Below are 14,962 nucleotides of genomic sequence, written 5' to 3' on the forward strand. Positions count from 1 at the left end.
ATTGCGCCTCCTATGGCCGGTCAGTGCGGATGCGTGTCAAAGTCGTCTGGATGCTCAAACTTCGGCCGTTTTTTGTTAGTACCAATTTAATATCGGCATGATTTTTCTTTGGTTCGATTAAAGTTTCGGCAGTTAAGTCTGAATTCCCGTCTATGATGGTGCCAGTGTAGTCATATTCTTTGTCGAGCACCCGTTCAAAAACTTCCGCCCCTGTAGCATCAGGCACCTTCAACATCAACTGCCCGCCCTCGAATTTTATTGAGTACTCATCGCTTTGGCGATGGGCAGCCGATAGTTTGGTGATGATGATATTGGCGTCCTGCTGGATTTCCGTTTTGCTAGTTTCCGCGGTCGTATGCTTCATTCCAATCGATAACGCCGTCCATGCTGCAGTCGCGATGATGGATACAAGAAGAAGCGCCGCAAGCACTTCGACAAGGCTCACTCCCTTTTCATCGAGCCTCTCCATCAGTTTTGCTCCTCTACGCGATATTGGAGGTATCCGTATGTCTCACTGCTGACTCTGCCGCCCTCATAAATCTTCAAGTGCATTTTATGCAATTGGGCAAGCGTAGGGTCATCGCATTTAAGGAGACTGGTTTCTGTCTCGGTCAAAAACGGGGTACAGTCGAGTGCAAGTTCCACTTCGTATGTGTAGCCATCCTGCTTTTCGAATCGCGCATAACCGTTTTCCTTTGAAACTTTCGTATAATTCAAACCGTTCATTGTAGTTTCGTATTTATCGATGAATTTTTCATAAATGACCGGATCCGCTTCGTCGCGGTCCCCCAGCCAGTCCGCATTAGCGATTACCGCCATCTCCTGCCTCGCCAAGTTCATCGTGTCGAGTTTCGCTTCGGTCTTGTTGTTGAACAAGGTCATTTGGGGAAATACGGTCATGATGCCGACGAAGACGATGCCGAGGATGACGAGCGCCGCCAACACTTCGACGAGAGTCAAGCCTTGTTGTGATTTCAGCTTATTCATTTCCAGCATTCCCCCTAATTTCGTATAATTTATTGTTAGGAATTTCCTTTTAGTGCAGTCTTTCTATCCAAATCGCACTACGCCTTTATTATTACATGTTTATTGTTATTTGACACGGTATTTTTACAGGATAATCTATACTTTTTAATAAAACTTTAGCTTTTATTCCCATATTTCATAAGAGAAAAAGACTACAGAATCGGCAAATGCCGTTCTGTAGCCTTATTTTGTGTAGGCTGCAACTTTATTCCTGCCCGCTTGCTTGGCGCCCGTGTAAAGTGCGCGGTCGGCGTTGCGGATGATGCCGGTGCCGTCTTCCGCGTCTTCAGGGGCGGATGCAACGCCGATGCTCATGGTGATGTGGAGTTCATCGGCTTGTTTTTCGTTCTGTATGCTCTGCTGGATCTTGAATGCGCGGCCGGCGATTTCCTTGCGCAGGTTTTCTGCGAGGATCAAGGCCAGTTCTTTGCTGTAATGCGGCAGCAAGACGACGAATTCCTCCCCGCCGTAGCGCGCGACCGTGCCCTCCTCGCCAACCGCCTCCCTCAATAAATCTGCCAGCTGGATGAGGATTTCATTGCCGCTCTGGTGGCCGTATGTATCGTTGATGGATTTGAAATGGTCGATGTCCATCATGATGAGCGACAGCTGGCTCAAGGTGCCGGCTTCGATTTGTTTCATGCAGCTTTCGAGCGATTCGTCGAGGTAGCGGTAATTATAGAGTTTGGTCAAGCCGCAGCGCTCGCTTTTAGCGATGACTTTCTCCATATAGCCCGCTTTTTCAAGCGAGACGGCGAAATAGGTACTGAGGATTTCCATGATCTGCAATTGGTTCTCGGAAAAAGCGAAGGGCCTTCTCGACCCGACGAGCAAGACGCCTTCGATTTTATTGTTTCTCGAAATCGGCGTCGCCATGATGCTCTCGATGTCCTGCCTCATCTGGACTGTGGCAAGGTTTGCCCATTGCCTTTTCTTGCCGAACAATAGCGGCGCGTTATACGCAATGGCCTGCCCCGCGATTCCTTTCGTATACGGGATGGCCGGCATGTCCATTTCGACAAACTTCCCGTCTTCGAACGTCCGCAGGACGAGCAGCTGGCTGTCGCGGTAATCGATGACATAGGCGTAATCGGTTTTGAACATCGTGGCCACGTGTTCGACGAATTGGTCGATCACTTCATTCTGCGTCAGCCGGTCGGCCAGCTGGTGGCCGATATTGCCGGCTTTTTTCAAGTCGATATTGATTTTCTCCGAACTGTTGTAGAGGCGCAGCACGACGGTCATGACCATGAACGGCAAGCCGAGCAGCATCGGGGCATAGATCCCGATCGATGTTTCGAGTATATAGAGCGTGATGGCATACGGAAAGACCAATAGCGTGATGAGGAAATCCCAAATCGTATCGAGCGTGATGAACGATTTCGACGTTTTCATCAATACATCATCCACATGCAAATACAGATGATTCGCGATCAGGTAGACAAGCTGGTAAAGCAGGCCGTACAGGACGATATGCGAAAACTCCACCGACCCGATTCGGCCGCCAGCCCAGAAGAACACCAGGCCGGTAAATGCCGACAAGACGAAAAACATGAGCGAGTTGAACGGAAAGCGTTCAGTGCGGGGAGATGCGCTTCGCGTGCGGAATAACAGGATGAGCATCGTCAGCTGGGAAACGAGGATTTCGACAAATAGCCCATATTTCAAGAACACCGCAATGGTCACCCATTGCACGAGATACATCGGTGTGCCATTGATATTGAGCGGCAATAAAGACGTCAATACAGCGAATGCGATGAACGCCAATAATTCCCAGTCAAACAGCACCTCAGGAGGGTACTGTCTGTAAACAATATACAAACCGGCAGGAACGATCAACGCCCAGAGCGCCCATAACAGCGGTTTTCTTTTTCGGCTATCTTTCATGACATCTACTCCTCGGGGGATTCAAGCTGTTTCGCTCCTTTTGAGAAATGATCCAAAAAAGGCAAATCGGGCCTTTTCAGGGTCGAAAGGAGGTAAAGAGATCCCGTGACTATAGTCACTTCGTTGTATCCATTAACAGGTAATATATCATAAATATTTTTAATTGTCTTTATTTTACTGTTACTGGCATAAAATAATTTTTCAGCCGGCAAGGCCCGGGGGTTGTCGAAGTCGATAAAAACGAAATGCCCGCTGGTCGTTTCCAGCTTGCGCAACACGTTTTCATACGCTTTATCTTTCAGCATCCCCATGACGATGCGGACTTTTCTGCCCGGAAATTCCGCTTGGATCGTTTCGACGAGCGCGTCGATGCTCGCCTCATTATGGGCGCCATCGAATATCAAGCCTTCCGCATAAGCCTCGAAACGGTAAGGGATCGTGGCGGTCGCTAAAGCGTCTTGCGCAATTTGTGCATCATATCCGGTGCCGAGAAGTTCCTTTGCCGCTTCCAATGCGATTTGCGCATTCCAGTGTTGATGTGCCCCTTTTAATGAGAGCTTCCCCTGGTAGGGCGTTTTCGGCACGATCAAGTCGGAATGCTGCTTTTTCGCTTCCTGACGAATGACCTGCATCGCCTGTCCTTCAAGCGGCCCCGTGATGGCAGGGCGCCATTTTTTGATGATGCCTGCCTTGTGGTAGGCGATGTCCTTGATTTCTTCCCCCAGGAAATTCGTATGCTCTTTGGAGATCGATGGGATGATCGCGACTTCAGGATCGATGACATTCGTCGAATCAAAGCGCCCGCCCATCCCCGCTTCGATGATCGCGAAATCAGGCGATTGATTGCGGAAATGCACATAGGCGGCAGCCGTCAGCAATTCGAAATCAGTGAGCGGTGTCTCGATTTTCGACAGCTCCCGCATGACTTCGCCCAGAGCTTCCGGTGAAACGGGCTCGCCGTTGATCTGGATCTGGTCGTGTAGGTCGATGATGCCCGGTGAGTAGAATGTGCCGACTGATTTCCCGTGCGCCTGCAATATTGCCGATAGCATCGCAGCGGTCGAGCCTTTGCCGTTGGTCCCCGCGATATGGACAAAATGCCCTTCGGTTTCCGGGTTCCCGAGTTCACCGAGTGCCGAACGGATCGCATCCAATCCGGGTTTAATCGCATTGTCCGTTGCAATATTCCATTTCTCTTTATATTCCGCTAAGCCATTGATCATTTTCCAGCCTCTTTTCTCTAGTAAACGTGATACACTTTTTACGTATGAGTATATCATGAAGGTGGAATGGAAATGCTGAGTTGTTGGGTGATCTATAACGGAAGCCTCGTTTCCGATAAATTTCAAGACCAGGCGCAATTGATGGCCGAAGCGGCCGAGCGCCAAGGAATACAAGTGGAAATCAAGAAAAATTACGAAATCCAAATGTCGCTCTCTGCACAGCAAGAGTTTCCGGATTTTGCGGTGCTGCTCGATAAAGACATCCTCCTCGGCTATTTCCTGAAGAGCCGAGGTGTCCCAGTCTATAACGACCCTGCGATCATCGACCTGTGCGACAACAAGGCGACGCAATACATCCGCTTGGCAGAAAAAAATATCCCGATGCCGAAGACGATCGTCGCACCGAAAGTCTACCCGAATTTCACCATCCGGGATTCGGGTTATTTTGAAGGCGTCTTGGATCAACTCGGATTGCCGATGATCATTAAGGAAGGGCACGGATCGTTCGGCATGAAGGTGTATTTGATCGAAACGGAAGAGCAATTTTACGAAAAAGTCGAAAGCCTGTCCGGCATCGATTATGTGTTCCAGGAGTTCATCGCGGAAAGCCGCGGGCGCGATATCCGCGTCAATATCGTCGGCGGAAAGATCGTTGCCGCGATGAAACGCCAGTCCGATAGCGATTTCCGTGCGAATATCACGAACGGCGGCCGCGCCTTCCCAGTCGAATTAACTGGACAGCAACAACAGCTCGCATTGGATGCGGCGCAAGCTGTCGGGGCGGTATTTGCCGGTGTCGACTTGTTATACGGCCCCGGCGGCCAGCCGCTCGTCTGTGAAGTCAATGCCGCTGCACATATCCGCAATATCCTCAATGTAACAGGCGTCAATGTCGGGGATGCGATGATCCGCTATATCCAGGAGGATTTGGCATGATCGTTTTGTATGAATCAGCGGCTGCACAGCAAAATCAAGGGTTTATCGATGAACTGAAGCGCTTTTGTTCGATTGAGTTGCTCACATGGGATGACTGGAGCGAGGCGGGTCTGGAAAAATTATCAGCGCGCCTGAAAGGCCAATCGGTCTTCTTCCGGACGAGACAGCCGCGCGCTGCGCGCTTTTTGGAAGACCAGGGCGCACGGCTCATCAATCGTGCGGAAGTGAACCGCATCGCCAACGATAAATGGCAGAGCTATCAGTTTTTCCAAGTCCTTGGCCTCCCGACGATTCCGACGTATCGATCGGCTCCGCCATACCCGTACATCGCAAAAAGCGCGGACGGCCACGGCGGCTCGGAAGTGTGGCTCGTCGAATCGGGACAGGACATGCCTGAGACCGAATCCACTCTTCTTTATCAACCCGCCGTTCCGCATACCGCCGATGTCCGGGCATATGTTATCGGCCAGAAAATCGTCGGCGCGGTCAAACGCCGCGCACAAAATTCCTTTAAGGCGAATTATTCGCTCGGGGCTTCCGCCGAGCGCTTCGAATTGACTTCCGCACAGCGGAAAGATGTCGAAAAAATCGCCCAAGCCTTGAACAGTGATTACGTCGGCATCGACTTCTTGCTGTTGGACGACGGACGCCATCTGTTCAACGAAATCGAAGACCCGGTCGGCGCCCGCTCCTTTTATCAAACGCATGAAGACAATATCGCAGAACTATTGGCAAGGCATTTCATGAAACTGGAAGAAAACTACCCGTTCCGCGAGAATGACCGGAACTAAAAAAGCGATTCCCCATTTACTGGGAATCGCTTTTTCAGTTGCAACAAGATAAGCATCATAAACAAACCCATTTAAACCGGAATGCTTTTCTCTTCGCCGAAGTAGTTAGCCGATGCTGAATTAGTCTCTAGGCATCTTTTAAAACGCCTATTATTTGTTTCCCATCACTCCGGCCATTAATTGAGACGAAAGGAATAAGATTAATAAGGACATTTAAATATGATACAAAAATAAAACTATCTATATAATTTCTGAATGTCCCGAACTCATACCCAGTGATTGAATCCAGGACCAATGCTGATAACAAATTGAAAATGACGCCTCCCAAAAAATAGATGATCTTTTGGTATTTGCTCAATAAATCTAGATTTCGCGGGATTACCCAGCCTCCAGCGAAGTATGCTTTTCTTACTATAAATCGATTCTTATTCCACACTGCTTCACCCATGCCTATGGTAAATTCGTTTATTGCTCCCCCAAACAATTTAAGGAAAAAAGCGTGGCCCGATTCATGAATAAGCGTTATAAAAGGAAAAATGAATAAAGCGATGATAAAAAAATTCAAGATAAAATCCATTGTTCCACATCCCTTTCGATGGGTATGCCTTATGAATCCAATTAACTTGCCTGTTTCAACACGTAAAAAGACTATTGAAGTAATTGTACGTTTAAATAACGAAAGAGGTTTCATTGTATTTTATGTACAGCTTTCGAATACCCTTTATCACAAACGAAAAAAGCGATTCCCACTCTCAAGGGAATCGCTTTTTCCTATTACAGGTTCTTCAATTCTTCCATGCGTTTTTCGACGGTTGCGTGCTTCTCGAGGTAATCCGCTTCTTTCTTGCGTTCCTCTGCCACTACCGCTTCCGGTGCTTTCGACACGAAGCGTTCGTTCGACAACTTGCCTTGGACAAGCTTGACTTCTTTCGCCCATTTGTCGAGTTCTTTTTGCAGGCGTTTCAATTCTTCTTCGATATCGATCAAGCCTTCAAGCGGCATGAACAATTCCGCTCCGGATACGACAGCAGACATCGATTTCTCCGGTGCTTCGATATGGAGGCCGATCGTCAAGGTTTCCGGGTTGCAGAAACGTTCGATATACGCTGCGTTTTCCTCGAGCACCGACAACGTCGTCTCGTCTTTCGCGCTGATGGTCATCGGCACTTTCTTGCTCATCGGCGTCTGCACTTCCGCGCGGATCGTGCGGACAGAACGGATGACGTCCATCAATAGCTTCATGCTATCAGCTTTTTTATTGTCGCTAAGTTCAGCGTTCACTGCCGGCCAAGCGGCGATCGTGATCGATTCGCCTTCTGTCGGCAGGTTTTGCCAGATTTCTTCCGTGATGAACGGCATGAACGGGTGCAATAGGCGCATCGTGTTATCGAGCACATAAGCGAGCACCGAACGCGTCATCGCTTTCGCCTGTTCGTCTTCCCCATACAATGGCAATTTCGCCATTTCGATGTACCAGTCACAGAAATCATCCCAGATGAAGTTATAGAGCAGTCGCCCGACTTCCCCGAACTCATAGCGTTCCGCAAGGCTTGTCACTTGCTCGATCGTTTCGTTGAGGCGCGTCAAGATCCACGTATCGGCTACCGATTTTTCGCCGGACAAATCGATATCTTTGTGCTCCATGCCTTCCATGTTCATCATCGCAAAGCGCGAGGCATTCCAGATTTTATTGGCAAAGTTCCAGACGGACTCGACTTTGTCGTTCGAGTAACGCAGGTCCTGTCCAGGAGATGAAGCTGTTGCCAGGAAGTAACGCAAGGAGTCTGCGCCGAATTCTTCGATGACATCCATCGGGTCGACGCCGTTGCCGAGTGATTTCGACATCTTGCGGCCTTCCGCATCGCGCACGAGGCCGTGGATGAGCACGTCCTTGAACGGCTTTTCGCCAGTGAATTCAAGCGCTTGGAAAATCATGCGCGATACCCAGAAGTTGATGATGTCATAACCCGTCACCAGTGCATCGGTCGGGTAGTAACGGCTCAACTCATCGTTTTCCTCCGGCCAGCCGAGTGTCGAGAACGGCCATAAGGCGGATGAGAACCACGTATCGAGCACGTCCTCGTCTTGTGTCCAGTTTTCAGCGTCGGCCGGTGCAGCGTGGCCGACGTAGATTTCGCCGGTTTCGTTATGGTACCAGGCCGGGATCTGGTGTCCCCACCACAATTGGCGGGAAATGCACCAGTCGCGGATATTTTCCATCCAGTGTAGGTAGGTTTTCTCGAAGCGGTCCGGCACGAAATTGACGCCATCTTCGCTCTTCTGGCTGTCGACCGCCGCTTTTGCGAGCGGCTGCATGTCCACGAACCATTGCGTCGACAAATAGGGTTCTACGACAGCACCGCTGCGCTCGGAATGCCCTACCGAGTGAAGATGCTCTTCGATTTTGAACAGGACGCCCATGTCTTGGAGGTCCTTGATGATCGCTTTGCGGCATTCGAAGCGGTCGAGCCCTTCGTATTTGCCGGCATTTTCGTTCATCGATCCGTCTTCGTGCATGACGAGCACGCGCTCCAGATTGTGGCGGTTGCCGATCTCGAAGTCGTTCGGGTCGTGCGCAGGCGTGATTTTCACGGCACCGCTCCCGAATTCGCGGTCGACATAATCGTCGGCAACGATTTCGATTTCACGGCCGATGATCGGCAGGATGACTTTTTTGCCGATCAAATGCTGATAGCGCTCGTCTTTCGGGTGAACCGCGACCGCCGTATCGCCGAGCATCGTCTCGGGCCGTGTCGTCGCGATTTCGATATGCCCGGAACCATCCGCCAGTGGATAGCGCATATGGTAGAACGCGCCTTGTACGTCTTTGTAGATCACTTCGATATCGGAGATCGCCGTTTTCGTTGCAGGGTCCCAGTTGATGATGTACTTGCCGCGGTAGATCAATTTCTTCTCGTATAGTTTGACGAATACTTCGCGTACCGCTTTCGACAAGCCTTCGTCCAAAGTGAAGCGCTCGCGTGAATAGTCGAGACCTAAGCCTAGCTTCGCCCATTGCTGGCGGATATGGCCTGCGTATTCCTCTTTCCATTTCCATGATTCTTCAAGGAACGCTTCACGGCCCATATCGTGGCGTGAACGGCCTTCTTCTTTCAGCTTGCCTTCGACTTTCGCCTGTGTCGCGATGCCGGCATGGTCCATCCCAGGCAGCCACAAAGCGTCATAGCCCTGCATGCGCTTCATGCGTGTCATGATATCCTGCAAAGTCGTATCCCAGGCGTGCCCCAAATGCAGCTTGCCCGTTACGTTCGGTGGCGGGATGACGATCGTGTATGGCGTCTTGCCGCTTTCCGGCTGCGCTTCGAAGAATTTATTGTCCACCCACCAGTCATAACGCCCTTGTTCGATTGCCTGCGGTTCGTATTTCGTTGATAATTGCTTGCTCATCCAAATTCCTCCTCTTGGCCAAAAATCGGCTCGTTTTACTGTCGAACTTGAAAATGAATACAAAAAAACTCCTGTCGTCTCGTAAAGGACGAAGGAGTTTTTCGCGGTACCACCTTTATACACAGGCAGAATTCGCCTGGCTCTCAAGTTCGATAACGGATTCGCATCCGGTTCCCGCTACTCGCTTCACGGCAACTGCTCCGAGGTGACATTCAAATGCGGGACATGAAAGCCTCTCACCACCCGGCTCCCTCTCTGAAATGTCCCTGACACTTTACTATCCTCATCAACGCATCAATATCCTGTTAAGCTTATTGTACTCAATAGCCCGATTTAGCGTCAAGCTTTTTCACATAGTACGACACGACCGGTGCCGCGACGAGCAGGATGAAGAACAGCCGGAACAGATGGAAACTTGTCACAAGCGGCACGTCCGCCCCCGCTTCGAGCGCGGTGATCGTCATCTCCGCCATGCCGCCGGGAGCGGCACTTAAGAAGAAGTCGAGGAATAGATAATCCGGCAATAGTTGCTCCAGCCCGTAGGCAAGCCCCGCTGAAAATGCGATGAGCAGTACCGTATTGAGGAAAACCGCCCCCGCAATCCGGCCGTCCATGGAATCGCCGAGCTTTTCCATCGACAAGCCGAGATGCGTCCCGATCAGCACTTGCGCGATGATGATGACCAAATTCGGGAGGTCGACAAGATCGCTGCCCGTCAAAGTCTGGACGACCGCCATCGCAAGTACAGGCGCCATCAATTCACGCGCCGGAAATGAAATGCGTTTCATGATCCAATACAATACATAACCGAAGACAAGCGCGATGCCAAAAGCATACGGCGAGAACCGAAAGCCCGCCTCCGTGATTTCACTGGGCGCGCGCCCCGACAGGAAACCTGCAGCGAAGGGCACGGTGAAGACGATGAGCAGGATGCGGAAGGTCTGCATGACCGACACGACCGTCACATTGGCGGATTTCACTTCCTCGGAGATCAACACCATCTGCGACAGTCCGCCCGGCATCGAACCGAGCAAAGCCGTCGACATCGTCACGCGCGTCATGCGCTGGAACAGCAAGCCGAGTGCCAAGGAAAATACCACGACCGCGAGCGTCATGATGAACATATAGGGCAGGTCCGCCACCATCAGCAATACCGACTCCTGGGTGAACGCCGCGCCGATCTGTACGCCGAGAAGCAGCAGGCCGAGCGTGCGGAACACTTTCGGCCAGTGGAATTTCATATCCGTCATTTGGCGCAGGATGAGAAAGGCCGCCATCGGGCCCAATAGCCAAGGCAGGAACAAGCCGGTCAAGCTGAACAAAAAGCCGGCGCCAAGCGCGATGGCCAAAGTTACAAGAAAACGTTTCAATGATTTACCAACTTTCACTAATTAAAATATCCATTAGTTTTATATTACCAGACTATTAGACAGAAAATGAACTTCTCAAAAATATTGAAGCGTATTAGATTCGAGAATATCGATTGAAGCAACTCCGAATCAGCTTTTTTATCATGGTATGTACATAATAAAATCAAACTCTGAATAAAACAACGATATGGTTTATTTTACATACGGAGATGAAGCGGAAGGGGCCGACTCCTGGAGGAATAGCGAGACAATTGAGACCCTGCAGGAACGTAGTGACGAAGCGGCTCAATGCGAGCCCTCCGGAAAGCGTGCCCCTGAAGCGCAATCTCCAAACCCCACACTCTCTATTATTAATGTACAAGCCATGATTAAAATTTAACTCAACTACAAAAAAACGCCCCCAAAAGCCATTCATAATGGCCTTCAAGGACGGTTTATTTCATTTATCTCGCTAGTTTCGCAAACACATTATGGAATGCTTGAACGGTGCGTTCGATATGTTCAGGTGTATGGGCAGTCGACAGGAACATGCCTTCAAATTGGGACGGCGGCAGGAAGATGCCTTCTTCCGCCATCAAGCGGTAGTAATCCGCAAACAATTTCAAGTCGGAAGTGGAAGCCGTCTCGAAGTTCGTCACTTCCTCATTGGTGAAGAAGAAGCCGATCATCGAACCGGCACGGTTGACCGTGTGCGGGATATTGTACTTTTCCGCCGCTTCACGGAAGCCTTTTTCGAGCTGGTCTGCCCGTTCATTGAATGTCTCGTAGCTCGCTTCGTTCAAACGAGACAAGGTTTCATAGCCTGCACGCATCGCGAGCGGATTGCCGGACAATGTGCCCGCCTGGTAGATCGAGCCGCTCGGTGCGACTTGCTCCATGATATCGCGTTTGCCGCCGAATGCACCGACAGGCAATCCGCCACCGATGACTTTGCCGAGGCAAGTCATATCCGGCGTGACGCTGTAATGGCCTTGTGCGCAATTATAGTCGACGCGGAATCCGGTCATGACTTCATCAAAGATCAAGACGGTGCCGTTTTCATGCGTCAAGTTGCGCAGCTCTTGAAGGAAGCCTTTAGCTGGCGGGACGACGCCCATATTGCCGGCGACCGGCTCGACGATCACTGCCGCCAAATCTTCGCCGAATTCGCGGAACACCAGACGGACGCTCTCCAGATCGTTATAAGGAACAGTGATCGTGTTTTTCGCCACTGATTCCGGAACGCCTGGTGAGTCCGGTAAGCCGAGTGTCGCCACCCCCGATCCCGCTTTGATCAGCAAGCTGTCACCGTGGCCGTGGTAGCAGCCTTCGAATTTCAGGATCTTGTTGCGGCCGGTATAGCCGCGCGCCACACGAAGCGCACTCATCGTCGCTTCCGTGCCGGACGATACCATGCGGATCATTTCGATCGACGGCACGCGTTCCTGTACCAATTTCGCCATGTCATTTTCAAGGACCGTCGGCGCGCCGAATGACGTTCCGAGCGTCGCTTGTTCCTGGATCGCTTTTACGACTTCAGGATGCGCATGGCCAAGGATCAGCGGGCCCCACGACAAGACGTAATCGATATACGTATTGCCGTCGATGTCCGTAATGGTCGCGCCGTTTCCGGATTGCATGAAGATCGGGTCCATATTGACCGATTTGAATGCGCGAACCGGGCTGTTGACGCCGCCCGGCATCAATGTTTTCGCTTCTTCGAATGCTTGTTTAGAGTTTTCGTATCCCATGTTATTTCCCCTCCAGCCAGCGTACCGCATCTTTTGCGTGGTACGACATCAGAATATCCGCTCCTGCACGTTTCATGCTGAGCAATGTTTCAAGGACGATCTTCTCTTCATCGACCCAGCCGTTTTGGGCAGCTGCCTTGACCATCGCATATTCACCCGACACATTGTAAGCGACGATCGGGATATCGAAGTTATCGCGCACTTCGCGGATGATATCGAGATAGGACAGCGCGGGTTTGACGATCATGAAATCTGCGCCTTCGTTGACATCGGACGATGCTTCACGCAGCGCTTCCATGCGGTTTGCCGGGTCCATCTGGTAAGTTTTGCGGTCGCCGAACTGCGGAGTCGAATGTGCCGCTTCGCGGAATGGGCCGTAGTAAGCGGAAGCATATTTCACGCCGTATGACATGATCGGGATATGGCTGAATCCTGCTTCATCAAGGCCATAGCGGATCGCTGCGACAAACCCGTCCATCATGTTAGATGGCGCGATGATGTCTGCCCCGGCTTTCGCCTGGGACACAGCCGTACGCGCCAACAGGTCGAGCGACTCATCGTTCAGGATGACGCCGTCTTCAATGACGCCGCAATGCCCATGGTCCGTATATTGGCATAAGCATGTATCCGCGATGACGACGAGTTCAGGATGGCGCTGCTTCGCGAAACGGATCGCTTCCTGTGTGATTGCGTGGTCGTGATACGCTTGCGAACCGACCGGGTCTTTGTCCTTCGGCACGCCGAACAGGATGACGGACGGAATGCCGAGTTCGACCACTTCATCCAATTCCTCGCCAAGGCGGTCGATTGAATAATGGTAGACGCCAGGCATCGAGGAGATTTCCTTTTTATAGTCTTCGCCTTCCACGACAAAAATCGGGTAGATGAAATCCTCTTTCTGTACGGTGGTTTCACGGACCATTGCACGTAGATTCGCAGAACCGCGCAGACGGCGGTGGCGGTCGAATTTCAAGTCTTTCATAAGCTGCAACTTCCTTTCGCTATTGTCTGGATGATTTCAAGATAAGTATAGGTTTCAGGGCGGAAATGAACTTCCCCGCCTGCTTCCATGATGGCTCTTTCGGTAATATGCCCGATGGCGGCCGTCTTGATGTTCTTGAAATTCCCGCCCGCTTCCCGGTAGGCAGAAACTGCTGACGGGCTGGCGAAAATGATCGTGACATCAGACATCGCGGCGAGCGCTTGTGCATTGCTGCTCTTTTTGACGGTATCGTAGACGGTCCATTCATCGATTTCAAGCGGCATCGATAGAATCGTGTCTTTGGCGAGAGCTCCCCTGACAAACAAACAGCGTTCCTTGCCGGCGATGTCCGGAAATTCCCGGACAAAGACATCGGCACTGAACGTTGAAGGGATGAAGTCCACCGCATAGCCGTGTTCTTCCAGCATTTCAGCGGTCTTATCGCCGACAGCCGCTATTTTTGCATCCGTTTCGGGATGCAGCTTGCAAAAAGCTTCGGCGCTGTTGCGGCTCGTGAAAATGAGCCAGCCGTAACGGCTGAAATCCGGCGCGTCCGTGTTTCTCAAGACCGTTTCGATCAATGGCAGATACTCCACGTCCGCGCCTTTTTCCCGCGCCAATTCCGCCGCTTCTTTCGGCAGGCGGCTGCCGGTAAAAATGATGAGCGGTTTTTTCTTACACATTGCTTTCGGCGATGACGCGCTGGATCAAGTCGTATCCGCCTTGCGCACTGATTTTTTCAGCGACGATGCGGCCCGCTTCAACCGGGTCTGTGCCTGCCGCTGATTCTTTATACACTTGGTCGCCTTCCGGTGAAGAAATCAATCCGGTAAAGGACACTTCCTCGCCCGAAACCGTTGCATAGCCAGCAATCGGCACTTGGCAGCTGCCGTTCATGTCCTTCAGGAATTTACGCTCAGCCGTAACGGCCAATTCTGTTTCTTTATCGTTCACTTTCGCCAATTCCGCAAGTAGTTCTTCATCGTCTTCGCGGCATTCGATGGCCAGTGCGCCTTGGCCGATCGCCGGCAGGCAGTCTTCTGTATCCATGAATTCAGTGACGATGTCATCGCCCCAGCCCATGCGCTTAAGTCCGGCTGCTGCCAGGATGATGGCATCGAAATCACCGGAATGGAGCTTCGCGAGGCGTGTATCGATATTTCCGCGGATCCACTGGACATCAAGGTCCGGGCGCAGCAAAAGAAGCTGTGAGCTGCGGCGCAGGCTGCTTGTGCCCACGACGGCGCCGACTGGCAAGTCCATCAATTTCACATGATCGTTGGCGATGAACGCATCGCGCGGGTCTTCACGCTCCGGGATACAGCCGATGACAAATCCTTCTGGAAGAACAGCCGGCATGTCTTTCATGCTGTGGACGGCGAAATCGATTTCCTTGGCATAAAGCGCCTGCTCGATTTCCTTGACGAAAAGCCCTTTGCCTCCCACTTTCGACAATTGGACGTCCAGGATGCGGTCGCCTTTTGTGACGATTTCCTTGATCTCGAACTCAAACGGCGCACCTGCCGCTTTCATTTTCTCGATGAATTGATTGGTTTGCGTCAACGCAAGCTTGCTTCTTCTTGACCCTACAATGATTTTTCTCAACTGA

At 51.3% G+C, this 14,962-nt stretch carries 13 protein-coding genes and 1 other annotated feature; of the genes, 2 read left to right on the forward strand and 11 right to left on the reverse strand.

What is annotated here, in order from left to right; translation table 11 throughout:
* Positions 1–10: 10 nt before the first annotated feature.
* The 4 genes from DP119_RS07930 to DP119_RS07945 all read right to left on the reverse strand — a co-directional run bounded on the left by DP119_RS07930 (position 11) and on the right by DP119_RS07945 (position 4,136).
* The gene (locus tag DP119_RS07930) at positions 11–469 is read right to left on the reverse strand and encodes a prepilin-type N-terminal cleavage/methylation domain-containing protein (RefSeq protein ID WP_112232519.1); all 459 of its coding nucleotides are present in this window, start codon (positions 467–469) and stop codon (positions 11–13) included.
* Positions 469–987, reverse strand: a complete 519-nt coding sequence (locus tag DP119_RS07935) for a type IV pilus modification PilV family protein (RefSeq protein WP_167399205.1) — start codon at positions 985–987, stop codon at positions 469–471. Before DP119_RS07935 ends, DP119_RS07930 begins: the two co-directional genes overlap by 1 nt.
* 222 nt (positions 988–1,209) lie before the next feature.
* Positions 1,210–2,913, reverse strand: coding sequence for a sensor domain-containing diguanylate cyclase (locus DP119_RS07940; RefSeq protein WP_112232523.1), 1,704 nt, complete (start codon positions 2,911–2,913; stop codon positions 1,210–1,212).
* 5 nt (positions 2,914–2,918) lie between these two features.
* Positions 2,919–4,136: a bifunctional folylpolyglutamate synthase/dihydrofolate synthase gene (locus DP119_RS07945; RefSeq protein WP_112232525.1), complete on the reverse strand. Its 1,218-nt coding sequence runs from the start codon at positions 4,134–4,136 to the stop codon at positions 2,919–2,921.
* A 72-nt stretch (positions 4,137–4,208) separates the two neighbouring features.
* Between DP119_RS07945 and DP119_RS07950 the strand changes: the two genes are divergently transcribed.
* Complete coding sequence (locus tag DP119_RS07950; protein WP_112232527.1) at positions 4,209–5,072, forward strand: ATP-grasp domain-containing protein; 864 nt, start codon at positions 4,209–4,211, stop codon at positions 5,070–5,072.
* On the forward strand, positions 5,069–5,863 hold the full coding sequence (locus DP119_RS07955) for an ATP-grasp domain-containing protein (RefSeq protein WP_112232529.1): 795 nt from the start codon (positions 5,069–5,071) through the stop codon (positions 5,861–5,863). Before DP119_RS07950 ends, DP119_RS07955 begins: the two co-directional genes overlap by 4 nt.
* Before the next feature lie 127 nt (positions 5,864–5,990).
* Here DP119_RS07955 and DP119_RS07960 read toward each other — a convergent pair whose 3' ends face one another.
* From DP119_RS07960 to hemC, 7 genes are all read right to left on the reverse strand, one after another.
* Entirely contained in the window at positions 5,991–6,440 is a 450-nt protein-coding gene (locus tag DP119_RS07960) for a site-2 protease family protein (RefSeq protein WP_112232531.1), read from the reverse strand.
* A gap of 197 nt (positions 6,441–6,637) precedes the next feature.
* Positions 6,638–9,271: a valine--tRNA ligase gene (locus DP119_RS07965; protein ID WP_112232533.1), complete on the reverse strand. Its 2,634-nt coding sequence runs from the start codon at positions 9,269–9,271 to the stop codon at positions 6,638–6,640.
* Positions 9,272–9,352: 81 nt separating this feature from the next.
* Positions 9,353–9,570 (reverse strand) — a binding site (T-box leader).
* A gap of 21 nt (positions 9,571–9,591) precedes the next feature.
* Entirely contained in the window at positions 9,592–10,659 is a 1,068-nt protein-coding gene (locus DP119_RS07970; RefSeq protein ID WP_240616396.1) for an AbrB family transcriptional regulator, read from the reverse strand.
* A gap of 425 nt (positions 10,660–11,084) precedes the next feature.
* A complete protein-coding gene (hemL, locus tag DP119_RS07975) occupies positions 11,085–12,371 on the reverse strand; it encodes a glutamate-1-semialdehyde 2,1-aminomutase (RefSeq protein ID WP_112232535.1) in 1,287 nt (428 codons plus the stop codon).
* 1 nt (position 12,372) lies between these two features.
* Positions 12,373–13,353, reverse strand: a complete 981-nt coding sequence (hemB, locus tag DP119_RS07980) for a porphobilinogen synthase (RefSeq protein ID WP_112232537.1) — start codon at positions 13,351–13,353, stop codon at positions 12,373–12,375.
* Positions 13,350–14,036 (reverse strand): uroporphyrinogen-III synthase, encoded by a 687-nt coding sequence (locus DP119_RS07985; protein ID WP_112232539.1) that lies wholly within the window; start codon positions 14,034–14,036, stop codon positions 13,350–13,352. Before DP119_RS07985 ends, hemB begins: the two co-directional genes overlap by 4 nt.
* Positions 14,029–14,958, reverse strand: a complete 930-nt coding sequence (gene hemC, locus DP119_RS07990; RefSeq protein ID WP_112232542.1) for a hydroxymethylbilane synthase — start codon at positions 14,956–14,958, stop codon at positions 14,029–14,031. The genes DP119_RS07985 and hemC overlap by 8 nt, the downstream gene beginning before the upstream one ends.
* Positions 14,959–14,962: the final 4 nt, after the last annotated feature.

The sequence above is a fragment of the Planococcus maitriensis genome, assembly GCF_003289925.1.
Taxonomy (GTDB): domain Bacteria; phylum Bacillota; class Bacilli; order Bacillales_A; family Planococcaceae; genus Planococcus; species Planococcus maitriensis.

Excerpts from the sequence above, each read along its gene's own strand:
- DP119_RS07940 (WP_112232523.1), bottom strand. The coding sequence starts at position 2,913 with ATGAAAGATAGCCGAAAAAGAAAACCGCTGTTATGGGCGCTCTGGGCG.
- hemB (WP_112232537.1), bottom strand. The coding sequence starts at position 13,353 with ATGAAAGACTTGAAATTCGACCGCCACCGCCGTCTGCGCGGTTCTGCG.
- DP119_RS07935 (WP_167399205.1), bottom strand. The coding sequence starts at position 987 with ATGAATAAGCTGAAATCACAACAAGGCTTGACTCTCGTCGAAGTGTTG.
- hemL (WP_112232535.1), bottom strand. The coding sequence starts at position 12,371 with ATGGGATACGAAAACTCTAAACAAGCATTCGAAGAAGCGAAAACATTG.
- DP119_RS07930 (WP_112232519.1), bottom strand. The coding sequence starts at position 469 with ATGGAGAGGCTCGATGAAAAGGGAGTGAGCCTTGTCGAAGTGCTTGCG.
- DP119_RS07960 (WP_112232531.1), bottom strand. The coding sequence starts at position 6,440 with ATGGATTTTATCTTGAATTTTTTTATCATCGCTTTATTCATTTTTCCT.
- DP119_RS07955 (WP_112232529.1), top strand. The coding sequence starts at position 5,069 with ATGATCGTTTTGTATGAATCAGCGGCTGCACAGCAAAATCAAGGGTTT.
- DP119_RS07985 (WP_112232539.1), bottom strand. The coding sequence starts at position 14,036 with ATGTGTAAGAAAAAACCGCTCATCATTTTTACCGGCAGCCGCCTGCCG.
- DP119_RS07945 (WP_112232525.1), bottom strand. The coding sequence starts at position 4,136 with ATGATCAATGGCTTAGCGGAATATAAAGAGAAATGGAATATTGCAACG.
- DP119_RS07950 (WP_112232527.1), top strand. The coding sequence starts at position 4,209 with ATGCTGAGTTGTTGGGTGATCTATAACGGAAGCCTCGTTTCCGATAAA.
- DP119_RS07965 (WP_112232533.1), bottom strand. The coding sequence starts at position 9,271 with ATGAGCAAGCAATTATCAACGAAATACGAACCGCAGGCAATCGAACAA.